The 13,616-nt window shown below is 59.9% G+C and carries 13 protein-coding genes; 5 read left to right on the top strand and 8 right to left on the bottom strand.

Annotated elements, in window-relative coordinates; all coding sequences use genetic code 11:
• The first annotated feature begins 3 nt into the window (after positions 1-3).
• Together AC2FLO_RS20365 and AC2FLO_RS20360 are read left to right on the top strand one after the other, a co-directional pair.
• Entirely contained in the window at positions 4-786 is a 783-nt protein-coding gene (locus AC2FLO_RS20365; protein WP_480483315.1) for a dimethylarginine dimethylaminohydrolase family protein, read from the top strand.
• Between the two features lie 225 nt (positions 787-1,011).
• Positions 1,012-2,010, top strand: a complete 999-nt coding sequence (locus AC2FLO_RS20360) for a LacI family DNA-binding transcriptional regulator (protein ID WP_480585759.1) — start codon at positions 1,012-1,014, stop codon at positions 2,008-2,010.
• Here AC2FLO_RS20360 and AC2FLO_RS20355 read toward each other — a convergent pair whose 3' ends face one another.
• Both AC2FLO_RS20355 and AC2FLO_RS20350 read right to left on the bottom strand, forming a co-directional pair.
• The gene (locus AC2FLO_RS20355) at positions 2,011-3,144 is read right to left on the bottom strand and encodes a Gfo/Idh/MocA family protein (protein ID WP_480558922.1); all 1,134 of its coding nucleotides are present in this window, start codon (positions 3,142-3,144) and stop codon (positions 2,011-2,013) included. It abuts the gene before it with no gap.
• Between the two features lie 37 nt (positions 3,145-3,181).
• Positions 3,182-4,285, bottom strand: a complete 1,104-nt coding sequence (locus tag AC2FLO_RS20350; RefSeq protein WP_496752335.1) for a Gfo/Idh/MocA family protein — start codon at positions 4,283-4,285, stop codon at positions 3,182-3,184.
• A 124-nt stretch (positions 4,286-4,409) separates the two neighbouring features.
• On the opposite strand from AC2FLO_RS20350, the gene iolC reads away from it, so the two are divergent.
• From iolC to AC2FLO_RS20335, 3 genes are read left to right on the top strand one after another with little or no spacing between them, the layout of a single operon-like run.
• Positions 4,410-5,378, top strand: coding sequence for a 5-dehydro-2-deoxygluconokinase (iolC, locus tag AC2FLO_RS20345; RefSeq protein WP_496752438.1), 969 nt, complete (start codon positions 4,410-4,412; stop codon positions 5,376-5,378).
• A gap of 9 nt (positions 5,379-5,387) precedes the next feature.
• Complete coding sequence (locus tag AC2FLO_RS20340) at positions 5,388-6,224, top strand: 5-deoxy-glucuronate isomerase (protein ID WP_496752334.1); 837 nt, start codon at positions 5,388-5,390, stop codon at positions 6,222-6,224.
• Positions 6,221-7,060, top strand: a complete 840-nt coding sequence (locus AC2FLO_RS20335; RefSeq protein ID WP_496752333.1) for a class II fructose-bisphosphate aldolase — start codon at positions 6,221-6,223, stop codon at positions 7,058-7,060. The genes AC2FLO_RS20340 and AC2FLO_RS20335 overlap by 4 nt, the downstream gene beginning before the upstream one ends.
• Before the next feature lie 15 nt (positions 7,061-7,075).
• Here the strand turns inward: AC2FLO_RS20335 and AC2FLO_RS20330 are convergent, their stop codons facing one another.
• From AC2FLO_RS20330 to AC2FLO_RS20305, 6 genes are all read right to left on the bottom strand, one after another.
• Positions 7,076-7,834, bottom strand: coding sequence for an SDR family NAD(P)-dependent oxidoreductase (locus AC2FLO_RS20330; RefSeq protein WP_496752332.1), 759 nt, complete (start codon positions 7,832-7,834; stop codon positions 7,076-7,078).
• A complete protein-coding gene (iolB, locus tag AC2FLO_RS20325; protein WP_496752331.1) occupies positions 7,831-8,637 on the bottom strand; it encodes a 5-deoxy-glucuronate isomerase in 807 nt (268 codons plus the stop codon). The genes AC2FLO_RS20330 and iolB overlap by 4 nt, the downstream gene beginning before the upstream one ends.
• A 48-nt stretch (positions 8,638-8,685) precedes the next feature.
• Positions 8,686-9,867 carry a phytanoyl-CoA dioxygenase family protein gene (locus AC2FLO_RS20320; RefSeq protein WP_496752330.1) on the bottom strand — a complete coding sequence of 394 codons (1,182 nt, stop codon included), beginning with the start codon at positions 9,865-9,867 and terminating at the stop codon, positions 8,686-8,688.
• 47 nt (positions 9,868-9,914) lie between these two features.
• Positions 9,915-10,814, bottom strand: a complete 900-nt coding sequence (iolE, locus tag AC2FLO_RS20315) for a myo-inosose-2 dehydratase (RefSeq protein ID WP_496752329.1) — start codon at positions 10,812-10,814, stop codon at positions 9,915-9,917.
• Positions 10,811-12,643 carry a 3D-(3,5/4)-trihydroxycyclohexane-1,2-dione acylhydrolase (decyclizing) gene (iolD, locus tag AC2FLO_RS20310; RefSeq protein WP_496752328.1) on the bottom strand — a complete coding sequence of 611 codons (1,833 nt, stop codon included), beginning with the start codon at positions 12,641-12,643 and terminating at the stop codon, positions 10,811-10,813. The genes iolE and iolD overlap by 4 nt, the downstream gene beginning before the upstream one ends.
• A gap of 151 nt (positions 12,644-12,794) precedes the next feature.
• Positions 12,795-13,616, bottom strand: coding sequence for an ATP-binding cassette domain-containing protein (locus AC2FLO_RS20305; RefSeq protein WP_496752327.1), 822 nt, complete (start codon positions 13,614-13,616; stop codon positions 12,795-12,797).

The following is a 13,616-nucleotide window of genomic DNA, read 5'->3' as shown; positions in this document are numbered from 1 at the left end:
AACATGTCAGACCCAACCTTTGAGTTTTCCCGCGCCATTACCCGCCGTCCGGCTCCGACTATTGCAGGCGGGTTGCGTGCAGAAGATATCGGAAACCCGGATTTCGACGGGATGACAACGGCGCATAAGGCATATGTGGCAGCACTGAAAAGCACCGGAGCAGAGGTGATCGAACTGGATCCCCTGAACGCGTTTCCCGACGCGCAATTTGTCGAGGATACAGCCCTTTGCCTGCCGCAAGGTGCGATATTGATGCGGCCCGGCGCACCTTCGCGGATGGGTGAAGTGGCTGAAATGGCGCCGACCCTTCGCGACTGCTACGACACGGTTCTGGAAATTCAGGGACCCGGCCATGTCGAGGGTGGAGATATCCTTGTTACCGGTCGAGAAATTCTGGTGGGCCGGTCAGACCGGACTGACGCGGAAGGTGTCGCCGAGCTGGCGAAAATCACCTCGGAGTGGGGGCACAAACTGCGCGAAGTTTTCACGCCCGAGGGCGTCCTACACTTCAAGACAGATTGTTCGCTGATGGACGCCGAGACAATACTGTCGACCCGACGGCTGGATGCATCGGGCTGTTTTGAGGGCTACCGGGTGCTGCATGTTGCGGACGGAGAGGAAGCTGCCGCCAATGCGATCCGCTTCAACAATCTGGTGCTGATGGCCGCCGGCTTCCCACGCACCGCTGAGATGTTGGATCGCGAAGGGTATGAGGTCGTAGAGATCGACAACACCGACTGCGCAAAGCTGGATGGTGGAATGTCCTGCCTTTCGTTAAGGTTCTAAGGGCGTAACCGGTAGCGTTCGATCCTTGGTGTTTCTTGCGAGAACCGTCGCCCGTACCGGTCTTTCCTTTCCTGCCATTCGCTCATAAACATAGGTGGCCGCCGATGATCTCGTCCGCCTAGTGCGACCTGCAACCGGTTGCAAGACTTTTGCGATGGTGCATAATGAATCTCTGATGCAAAACACCTTGATATCTCTGACCATCAACGACCGGAGCCGCACTGCGTGAGCGTGACCCTGAAAGACGTCGCAGCCTTGGCTGGTGTATCGCGATCCGCGGTGTCGCGTACCTTTACCGAAGGCGCCTCGGTCTCTGCGAAAACACGCAGCAAAGTTGAAAAGGCCGCGCGAGAGCTTGGCTACAGTCCCAACGCCCTCGCCTCGTCCCTGACCACCGGGCGCACCAAGTTGATCGGGTTGATTTCGAACAACTTTCACAACCCGATTTTTCTTGAGGTGTTCGATCAGTTCACCCGCGCCTTGCAGGAACGCGGGCTGCGCCCTTTGATCGTGAACCTGACGGACGAGACCGAGCCCGCAAACTCGGTCCGCATGCTGCGCCAGTATTCGGTTGACGCGGCCATCGTTGCGTCTTCGACGCTGCCGCCCAGCTTTGCCAAGGCGTTTCACGATGCAGGGGTGCCGGTGGTGCATACATTTGGCCGATCGGCCACCTCGCCCGAAGTGCATGTGGTCGGGATCGACAACGTCGAATGCGGGCGCATGGCCGCGCGCGAGCTTTTGGCGCGCGGATACAAACGTGTCGGCTATCTGGGCGGGCCTGAAGATGCAACCTCGGCGCTCGACCGGTATCGCGGGTTCATGGAGGAGTTGGCAGATCATCCCGATATCGAAGTAAGCCATTGTTTCGCAGGGGCTTATTCCTTCGAAGCCGGTCGCGCCGAAATGTTGCGCCTGTTGGCCAACACCCCGTCCGAAGCGTATTTCTGTGGCGATGACATCCTGTCTGTTGGCGCATTGTCCGCACTGGCCGATCACGGGCTGAAACCGGGTCAGGACATTGGAATCATCGGCCTGAACGACATGGAAATGTCACGCTGGGAAAGCGTTAACCTGACAACGATCCACCAGCCGATCAAGCAGATCATCACCTCATCCGTCGATCTGGTTGTCGAGATGCTGAAAGAGCCTCAGCGCTATCCCGAGGCCCGTATTTTCCCCTGCCGCGTGATTGAACGGGGCACATTGCGGCCCCGCCCCTGATCAGCGAAACATCGGCGGCCGCGCGTCCTTCCACACGCCATCGGCCTTGCCCGATGCAACAGCCGCGTGAACGGCCGCAATGGACCGCAGCCCATCTGCCGCACCGGGCAGACCGTCGCGTCTTTCACCGCGGATCGCATCCGCCAGATCGCAATAGATGTTGGCGACCGCCAGCGGGAACCCCTCGGGGTGCGCTATGGCGACACGCGACAGGCGTTGCACCTCGTCGTGCAAACCGCCCTCACCCTTTTCGATGATCTGAGTACGCCCCCCGACCGGAGTATAGATCAACTGGTTGGGCTGTTCGGATGCCCAGCGCAGCCCACCGGTTTCGCCAAAGACCTGAATGTCAAAGCCATGCTGCCGTCCGATCGCCACTGATGATGTCCACAGGCGCCCAACCGTGCCGCCCTCCATCCGGAAATTGATCATTGCATCATCTTCCAACTCACGGCTGGCGATGGTCGAGGCCATGTCGGCAGACAGGGTTTTCACCTGATCGTCACAGATGAAACTGGCCATGTGCAACGCATGGATGCCACAATCGGCAAACTGCCCCGAAACACCGGCCATCGCTGGGTCATAGCGCCAGCGCACGCGCGGGTTATCCGCATCTGTGGCGTCGCCATGATGACCGTGGCTGAAATTGGTCACCACCAGACGCACCTTGCCGATATCGCCTGCGCGCACCATCGCGCGGGCCTGACGCACCATCGGATAGGCAGAGTAACAGTAGTTCACCGCACAGATCCTGCCCGAGGCTTCGGCCACGCGCACAATCTCTTCGCCCTCTTCCACCGTCATGGTCATCGGCTTTTCACACAACACGTTAAAACCTGCCTCAAGATAGGCCTTGGTAATCTCAAAATGGGTCGAGTTGGGCGTCGCGATGGTTACCAGATCAACCCGATCCTCGCGGTCTTTTTCGCCCGCCAGCATCTCTTGCCAGTCACCATAGGCACGATCGGCAGCAACACCCAATCGCTGCGCGTATTCACGGCCCACGTCGGGCCGGTGATCCAGCGCGCCAGCTGCAAATTCGAACAACCCGTCCGCCTGCGCCCCAAGGCGGTGTGCAGGGCCAATCTGGCTGCCTTCACCACCCCCGATCATGCCCCATCTCAACTTAGCCATGGTCATTGTCTCTCATTGGAATTGTCTCGTAGAGCGATCAGAAATCGCTGATGTCCTGCCACTGCCGCTGATCGGACGAGGCCAGCGCAGCGGCCAGCACGCGGTTGACCTCATGCCCGTCGCGGAACGTGGGCCAGTTCGCCTCGCCGGTGTGGATGGCCTGTAGAAAGTCCTTGGCCTCGATGATGATCTGGTCCTGATAGCCGGTTCCATGACCCGGACCCTGACAGAAGGGCTCATAATCCGGGTGCGCGGGGCCGGTCAGGATCTTGGTGAACCCGCGCGCGGCTTCGGGCCCTTCGCGCTTGTACAGCCACAGCGCGTTCTGGTCCTCCTGATCGAACCGGAGCGCGCCTTTTGTGCCCGAAATTTCATAGGCATAGCCCATTTTCCGACCCGTCGCGACGCGGCTGAAATACAGGTTTCCCATAACCCCGTTTTCAAACCGACACATCATCTGGGCATGGTCGTCATTTGTTACCTCACCTCCGGGGCGGGTTTTGTGAACGGTCTCAACATCTGCCATCACCTGCGCAATGGGCCCGATCAGGGCCAATGCGCCGTTGACCATATGCGGGGCAAGATCGCCGATTGTGCCATTGGCCCTACCGGTTGTGCGCCAGGTGGCCGGAGCCTGCGGATCTGCATAGAAATCCTCGGTATGCTCGCCCCGGAACCACGTGATGTCACCAATCGCGCCATCGGCAATCAACTGGCGGGCATATTGGCTGGCGGGTGTGCGGATATAGTTGAACCCCACCATGTTCACCGCCCCCGATGCCACTGCCGCGGCAACCATCGCCCGACTGTCTTCAAGCGATGCACCCAATGGTTTCTCGCACAAGACCGGTTTACCCAATGCAAAAGCCGCTTCGGCAATCTGACGATGTGTTGACTGAGGCGAGGCGATCACGATTGCCTCGACCCTGGGGTCTTCAACCAACATGCACCAGTCATCGGTTGCCCGCTGAAATCCATAGGCCGCCCGGTAGCGTTCGGCACTGTCCGGGCTCGACGCGCAGATGACCTCAAGCCGGGGGCGCAACGCCGTGTTGAACACCGCACCGACGGCCGACATGGCAACGGAATGGGCCTTGCCCATATAACCGCCACCCACGATTCCCACTCCGATTTCAGGCATCTGCCATGGCCTCGCACATTGTGTTTGCAACCGGTTGCAAAATCAGTATCGTGTGAATCGATTCAACGCAAGGTCCAAACTTTGCCCACCCCACTTTGCCGGAGGACATGACGTGAGCGCTTTGATGGAGGGTATCAAAGGAAACAGCTTTGCCGTTCTGGGGCGTGCGGGTATGGACCTTTACGCAGACCCGATCGGTGTCAAAAGCGAAGAGGCCGATACGTTCCATGCCGATCTTGGCGGCTCGTCCGCGAATATCTGCGCCGGTCTGGTCAAGCTGGGTAGTCAGGCATCCTTGATCACCTCCGTCTCGGACGATGCAATTGGTCGGTTCTGCCTCAACCGGTTGCAACATTACGGGGTGGATACCTCTTATATCCGCGTGTTGGGGGGTGAGTATCGCACCTCTCTGGCCCTGTATGAAAGCCGGACCGAGAACTTTCAGAATGTCATCTACCGCAACGGTGCGGTCGATTTTCAGGTTACTGACGCGGATGTCGACAAGGTTGACTATTCATCCTTCTCGGCCCTGATCTCGGCTGGTACCGTCTTTGCGTCGGAACCCTCGCGCAGCGCCACGTTCCAAGGGTTTGAAAACGCGCGCAAAGCTGGTCTTCCGATCATTTTCGATGTTGATTACCGCCCCTACAGCTGGCCTTCGCCGGAAATTGCCGCTGACGTTCTGTCCCGTGCGGGCGAAGCCAGTGACCTGATTGTCGGCAATGATGAAGAGTTCGGGTTCATGGCCGGCGGCATGGAAAAGGGCTTTGCCAAGGCACAGGACCTTGCCAGGAAACCTGGCCGGGTTGTCATTTACAAGATGGGCGAAAAAGGCGCCGTGACGCTGGCGGATGGGCAGGAAATCAGAACCGGGATCTACCCAGTGGACGCCATCAAGCCAGTCGGGGCTGGTGACAGTTTCATGGCAGGGCTTCTTGCTTCGATCGCGGCGGGGCACGCGCTGAAAGACTCGGTGATGCGCGGTTCCGCCTGCGCATCCATTGTCGTTTCCAAACCCGGCTGCGCCCCCGCCATGCCGACGACCCCCGAACTGAACGCGTTCCTCGCCTCTCACCCCGGCCCGACCACATAGGAGTATCCCATGCATATCGCGCCCTATGACAATCAGAACAAGCCCATCGTTGACGCCGGTGATCCGACCGTTCCGCTGAACTATTTCAACATCGTCAAACTGAAAAAAGGCGAGGCGTTCGAATACCAGGTGCCGGGCTACGAGACCTGCATCGTCCCTGCAACCGGCAGCGTCGATGTGGATGTCGAAGGCGTTTCCTTCCCCAGTCTGGGCAACCGGGGCGAAGATGCTTGGGATGGCGAGCCCGAGGGCGTCTATGTGCCCGTCGGCGCAAAGGTACAGATGGTCTGCGTTTCTGACGCGACCGAGGTGTTCATTGCCGGTGCCAAATATGACAAGGTGCTGGACCCGTTCGATGTGCGCGAACACGACCTTGTGCAATATGGCAGCGACGACACCAAAACCCACCGCAAAATCAAACACATCCTTGGCCAAAAGCAACACGACAAGGTTGGCCGCCTATTGGTGAGCGAGCTGTTCACCGTCGGCCAGGGCGGCTGGTCGGGCTTTCCCAGCCACAAGCATGACACCAACCGCCTGCCGGACGAAACCCGCCACGATGAGACCTATAATTTCCGGTTCAAGCCCAACTGGGGCTCGGGCCTTCAGATGTTGCAGCGCGAAGATAACCAGCCGGGTGACGCCTATCACATCGTGGATGGATCGACCGTTTGCATCGACAAGGGCTATCACCCCTGCTGCGTTTTGCCGGGGTACGAGATGTATTATTTCACCATCCTCGGCGGCCTGACCCAGCGTTCTCTGGTGCAGTATTTCCAGCCCACACATGCCTATCAGATCGAGACCATTCCTGGCATCAAAGACATGATTGCGAAATTCAAATGACCCTCGTCACACTGAAAGACGTCCTGCAACCCGCTTATGAACAGGGCTATGCCGTAGGCGGGCTGGTCACACTCGGCTGGGAAGACATGCGCGCCTATGTAGCCGCGGCCGAGGCCGAGAATGCGCCCGTGATCCTGCAAGCCGGACCCAGCTGCCGCGAGCACACGCCACTGCCGATCCTGGGCAAGATGTTCCGGTATCTGGCCGAAAACGCCTCGGTGCCCGTCGTGGCGCATCTGGACCACGGCTATACCTTCGAGGACTGCAAGATCGCGCTGGACAGCGGGTTCACCTCGCTGATGTTCGACGGATCGCGCAAACCCCTGCGGCAAAACATCGATGAAACCGCCGCAATTGCCGAGATGGCCCATGCGGCAGGGATTTCCTGCGAGGGCGAGATTGGTTTTGTCGGGTACTCGGGCAGTGAAGGATCGAACGGCACCGACCCGGCAGAAGCGGCCCAGTTCGCACGTGAAAGCGGTGTGGATGCGATGGCGATATCGGTCGGCAACGTCCACCTGCAACAAAACAAGGAAGGCGGTCTGGACGAAGCCCGCATTGCCGAGATTGACGCCTTGACCACAGTGCCTCTGGTCATTCATGGCGGGTCGGGCGTGCCGGTAGATCAGCGCATAAAGCTGTCCCGCGAAACCTCAATCTGCAAATTCAACATCGGAACCGAGCTGCGCATGGCCTTCGGCAATGCCCTGCGAGATGCTGTCAATCGCGATCCCGAACGGTTTGACCGCGTGACCATCCTGAAGGAAACCCACAACCCGGTCGAAGCTGCCGCGCGCATGGTCATCCGTGCCTTTGGTGCACCCCTGCAACGCTAACGCGCGCTTTCGCCCTCAGATCGAGCCGCCCTCGACCATGAAGTTGCCCGCGCTGCACATGGCGGCGTCGTCCGAGGCCAGAAACAGAACCATGCGCGCGACATAGACGGGCTCTATCGGATCAGGCAGGCATTGGCGGTCGACCTGTTTGGCCAGCGCCTCGGGCGTGACCCACAGGTCTTTCTGGCGATCGGTCATGATCCAGCCCGGCACCACCGTGTTCACGCGAATGCGGTGATCCCCCAATTCGCGCGCCATGGTGCGGGTCAACCCATGCACCGCGGATTTGGCGGTGGCATAGGCCGGAAAACCTGCCCCGGCCTCCCACCAGGAATTCGATCCGATATTGACGATCGAACCTGTGCCCTTGGTGATCATACCCGGGGCCACAGCCTGAATGGCAAAGAACATATGGCGGATATTGGTCGCCATCCGCTCATCCCAATAGTCAGGCGTGACTTCGCGCCAATCATGGCGGTCATCCTGGGCGGCGTTGTTGACCAGCACATCCGCCTCGCCCAGTTCCTCGACCAGTTGCTCCAGCGCAGCCCGCATTGCTTCGATATCGCGCAGGTCGCATTGCGCAAAGGCGTGTTCACCGTCCAGTTCCGCCAGCAGAGCAAGGCCCGCATCCGCATTGATATCCAGAAACCCGACCTTCGCCCCTTGTGCCGCAAAGGCGCGAACGGTTTCCGCACCAATTCCCCCGGCCCCGCCGGTGATGATAACCGTTTTGCCCGCAAGGCTAGGGTAATTGGCGAAGTCTTGGCTCATCCGTCACGCTCCATGATCCATTCGACCTCGGGGGCCAGGGCAAACCGCCATTTGCGCAGCGGGCCCGCCATGACGTTCAGATAATACATCTCAAACCCATAGGGCGCGCCGCAAGGGTGATGGCCACGCGGAACGATCACAACATCGCCATCGGAGACAGCCATCGTCTCATCCAACTGGCCATCATCGGTATAGACCCGCTGAATTCCGAACCCGTTGGCCGGGTTGAGCCGGTGGTAATACGTCTCTTCCAGATAGGTGATGCGGGGAAAATCATCCTCATCATGTCGATGACTGGGGTAAGAGGACCAGTGCCCATTGGGCGTAAAGACCTCGGTCACCAGCAGACTGTCGGCATAATCCTCGTTCTCCATCGCGATATTGTTGATATACCGCGTATTCACACCCTTGCCGCGTTCGGTCAGCGTGATGCCATCCGGCCCGATCCGGCGCGCTTTGTGGCCGCCCTTACCCGGGGCCGAGCACACCGCCACAACGCAGTCGGTTTCCGCCACAGCCTCCCACTCGGTTCCGTTGGGCAGATACAGGCTATGCGGCGGTGTCTTTTCGAACACGTTCATCCGGTCGCCCAATACACCCCAGTCCTGACCGGCCCCGGTGATCCGTGCCTTGCCTTCGACCATCACCAGAATGATCTCGCGGTCTCCTGTCGCCTCGGCCGCCCTGTCGCCCGTTTGCAGATGATACAGCCCAAAACCCACATATCGCCATCCGGCACTGTCCGGGGTGATGTCATGTACCTTGCCACGGGTTCCAATAGGCTTCTTCAGCAGGTCTGCCATTCTTGTTCTCCTTATTGGGCGGGCCTAAACGGCCCGCCTGTATCGCCCTCAGGCCGCTTGCCGTGCTTGCAGGGCCAATAGCGCCTCGGACAGTCGGGCCTCGGCCCACCCTTCCGACACGGCCTGGCGCAATATGTCGGCCTGGCTTTCAGGCGCGTTGCCACCAACCGGCGGGTCGGTGTCCAGATTGGTCGGGAACGGATAGCCCTCAGCCGTTGCGGCAATAGCGGCATTCAGCTCTGCCGCACTCAGCGCCCCCCGTTGTTTCAGGGCGACCAGCGACGGAAACACCGCCTGCGACATGGACTGCCGGTCAACCATCTCCATCGCACGACCGAAGGCAGACGAGACCTGCAACAGGTTCGCCATCCGCTGAATATCCGCACTGCTGTTTTCCCCGGCAGCGTGGAACAGCGCCGGATTGAAGAACACCGCATCCCCCTTTTCAAGGGACAACTGAATGTAGTTCTCTTCGAAAAACGCCCGGTGTGCCGCATCGTGAAAGGCCAGATATCCCGGCGCATAAAGCTGCGAAAAGGGCAGCAGTTTGGTTGGGCCGCTTTCCACGGGCATATCGCAATGCGCAACCGCCCCCTGCAAGGTCAGCGAAGCCGTCACCAGATGGGCATGGGCCGGATACCGGGCGGCGCTGTCGGCGGTCTGGAAGCCCAGATGGTAATCCCGATGCGCCTGCTGTGCCTTGCCGCCGGGGCGCACCTGATTGATCTGCGCGGTCACTTGATAGTTCGGCCCCAGCCAAGCCTCGCAAGCCGCTGCAATGGCCACATTCCCGAAATAGAGCGCAAAGCCCTCGGGATCGCGCAAGCACTGTTTCTGTAACGCGTTCCATATCCGGTCATTCGCGCCCGAGGCTGCAAAGTGGTCGCCTTCCCCCGCCCCGCCCTGACGTTCGTCCTCGATGATCTGATGGAACACAGCGGTCGCCCGGTCGATCACGGACGTATCCGCAAATGCGCCTTTTAGAACGATCACGCCCGCCGACTTGTCCAGCACATACGCCCATTCCGCCAGCAGCGCTTTTCTTTGATCTGCCTTCTCCAGCGCTGGGCGCAGCGCACGCATATCATAGATCGGAACGTTCTTTTGCACCGATGCGGCGTGAGGCACCGCACCGGCTGTCAGGTTTTGCGAGGTCAACACCTTGAATTCATCCAGATCGCAGGATTCCCGGTCAAAATAGCCGACATATCCAAGGTCTTGATATACCATGACAAACTCCTCTTTCATGGCTTCGGTGTTGCCCCGTGGGGCGGTGATTAAACGGTGATCTCCAACCCTGCCTTGCCGCAAACCTCGACGATGTGGTCATAGCCCAGCTTGGAGTACTCATAGGGCGGCGCCTTGGCGGGGTCCTGCTCTGCCTCGACCACGATCCAGCCGGTGTAATCCATTGCTTTCAACGCGTTGGCTACGGCCTGAAAGTCGATGCACCCATCACCCGGCACGGTGAACGCGCCGGCGATCACCGCATCCAGAAAGCTGCGATTGTTCTCGCGCGTGTCCTGCACGATGTCCGGGCGGATGTCCTTGAAGTGGACATGGTGCACCCGGTCGCCCCAACGGTTCAGCGTGGCCATCACATCGCCACCGCCAAATAGCAGATGGCCGGTATCGAAACACAGCTTAAGTTCGGGGCCTGAACCCTGCATCAGCCAGTTCACCTCATCTTCGCTTTCGATGATCGTGCCCATGTGATGGTGATAGGCCATCGGCATACCCTGATCTGCCATCCATTTGGCAAGCTCGGTCAGCTTGGCCGCATAGGCCAGAACCTCGTCTTTGGACAGCTTCGGGCGGTCATTGACCGGCGTTCCGATCTGCCCCTGGACGGTATTGGAACACTCGGCGTAAACGATGCAGGGGCTGTTCAGCGCAACAAACTGTTCGACCTGTTCACGCACGACAGCGATTTCGGCGTCCAGGTCATTGACCAGAGTACTGCCCGAGCACCAGCCGCCACACAACGCGATGTCATTGGCCTCCAGATAGGCGCGCAACCCTTCGGTGTCGCCGGGCATCCGCTGACCCCGTTCAACACCGGTATAGCCGATATCGCGCGCTTCTTTCAGCGCCTGCTCCATCGTGTAGGCTGCGGTCAGGTCCGGCAGATCGTCATTCTGCCAGGCAATCGGAGAGATACCGATCTTCACGCTCATTTGGTGTTTCTTTCCTTGATGGCGACCTCATAGGCCGCACGTTTTTCGTTAACTTCCGGGCGGATGCTGACCTCGGGCACCGCCACTTCCCACCACGTTCCGCCATATTCGGTCGATGGGTAGGGATCGGTGTCGATCACCACCACATAAGGGCCTCTGACCTCGGCGCGTTTGGCCAGCGCCTCCTCAAGCTCGGCGATCGAGCTGACCTTGACCGCGGTCGCCCCCATTGCTTCGGCATGTTTGGCAAAGTCGATCGCCGAATTTTCGCCGCCGATTGCATGATCCAGCAGGTTGTTAAACTCGGCCCCGCCGGTTCCCATCTGCAAACGGTTGATGCAGCCAAAGCCGCGATTGTCGGTGACCACAACGGTGAACGAAATCCCCATCATCGCCGCCGTCGCCATTTCGGAATTCGCCATCATGTAAGTGCCGTCGCCGGTAAAGCAGATCACGTCGCGGTCGGGCTGGGCCATCTTGATGCCCATGGCACCGGCGATCTCATACCCCATGCAGCTGAAGCCATATTCCATATGATAAGCACCGGGGCGCGGTGCCTTCCACAGCTTGTGCAGCTCACCCGGCATCGTGCCTGCGGCACACATGGCAACGGTGTTTTCATTGGCCGCCCGCTGCACCGCGCCAATCACCTGCATATCCGTGGGAAGTGCATTGCTGTCCGCGGGCGCGTCGGTCAACGCGTCGACCTTGGCAAACCACTCCGATTTCAGCGTCGCGGGCATATCAGGCGCGCGGAAACCGCCCAACGCACCGCTCAGGTCACCCAGCCCAACGCGGGCGTCAGCCTGCAGCGGCATCGCGCCGTGCTTTGCCGCGTCATAGGCGGCGGTGTTCAGGCTGATCAACTCCCGCTCGGGGTTTGCGAACAATCCCCAAGACCCGGTGGTGAAATCCTGAAAGCGGGTGCCGACGCCCAGCACTAGATCAGCCTCGGCGCAGATATCGTTGGCAGGCTCACCGCCGGTGACGCCAATCGGACCAAGGTTCAGGGGGTGATCCCAGGCCAGCGCGGATTTACCCGCCTGCGTCTCGGCCACCGGCACGTTGTGCGCTTCGGCAAAGCGCTGCAACGCGGTGGTCGCGTCCGAATAATGTACGCCACCCCCGGCCACAATCACAGGGCGCTTGGCTGCCTTAATCGCGGCCACAGCACGCGTCAGCTCACCCTCATCCGGGCGAATGCGGCGCTGATACCAGACGCGCGGCTCAAAAAAGCTTACGGGATAATCATAAGCCTCGGCCTGCACATCCTGACAAAAGGCCAGCGTCACCGGACCGCAATCAGCCGGGTCCGTCATGGTGCGGAAGGCACGCGGCAGCGCCGTCAACAGGTGCTCCGGCCGGGTGATGCGGTCGAAATAGCGGCTGACCGGTCTGAAACAGTCATTCGCACTAATAGTTCCGTCCGAGAACACTTCGGGTTGCTGCAAAACCGGGTCAGGGCCACGCGTGGCGAACACGTCACCGGGCAGCAACAAAACCGGCAGGCGGTTCACATGGGCCAGCGCAGCAGCGGTAACCATGTTGGTGGCCCCCGGCCCGATGGACGAGGTGACCGCCATCGCCCGCCTGCGCCCCAACTGCTTGGCATAGGCAATCGCACAATGCGCCATCGTTTGTTCATTATGACCGCGATAGGTGGGCAGACTGTCTTTCACACCGTGCAGCGCCTCGCCCAGACCGGCCACGTTGCCATGGCCGAAAATCGCCCAGACACCTGCGATGAAGGGCTCTCCGGCCTCGTTCATCTGCGCGCCCAGATAGCGCACCAGAGCCTGCGCCGCGGTCAGTCGGACTGTCTTGCTCATCATGATCCCTTTCAACTCAGCTCCGCCTTTGGCGGCCCGCGGGTTTTCTCATTTGCGAAGGTGCCAGCTTTTGTATCAAAGCCTGAAAAAAGTGGGGCGTCACGTGCCACCGCCCGATGGATGCCCCATTAGGGCATCCAAATTCTGTACTTTAAACCGTACCGCCCAGCGATCCCTCAAGCTCGGCCATTTCCTGACCGCCTGCCATCAGGTCCTGCAACTGCTCTGGCGTGATCTCGCCACGCGTTGCTGTGCCCAGCGTTTTGCCCCGGTTCAAAACAGTGAACCTGTCGCCCACCGCCAGCGCGTGACGCACGTTGTGGCTGATGAAAACCACGCCGACGCCCTGACTGCGCACCTTGTCGATGGTGGCCAGAACGTTCGAAGTCTGGCGCACACCAAGGGCCGAGGTCGGTTCGTCCAAGATCAGGATCTTGGCACCGAAATACACGGCGCGGGCAATGGCAACGGTCTGCCGTTCCCCCCCAGACAGGGTGCCAACCGCCTGATCCGGCCCGCGCAGGTTGATGCCCATCTTGCGCATCTCTTCCATGCAGACCTCATTTGCGCGTTCGACATCGAACCGCTTCAGCAGACCCTTACCCTTGGTCGGCTCGCGCCCCATGAAAAAGTTGCGCGTGACGCTCATCAGCGGGATCATCGCCAAATCCTGGAACACGGTCGCGATGCCTGCCTCCATCGCATCCCGAGGGGTGTCGAAATGCAGCGGCTTGCCCTCGAAAAAGATCTCGCCCTTGGTGGGTTTATGTACCCCGGACATGGTCTTGATGAAGGTCGACTTGCCCGCACCGTTATCGCCCAGCAAACAGTGGCATTCACCCGGCTTGACGTCAAAACTGACGCCCGCCAATGCGATGATGTTGCCAAAGTGCTTTTCGATATCCTTCATTTCCACGATGGGGGGCTGATCGCCCGCCGCATCGCCGTGGTGGAACTTGGTATCTTCGGTCAT

This window comes from Ruegeria sp. TASC047 (assembly GCF_059612445.1).
The sequence above is the reverse complement of the archived record's forward strand: the minus strand, read 5'-3'. Positions and strand labels throughout refer to the sequence as shown.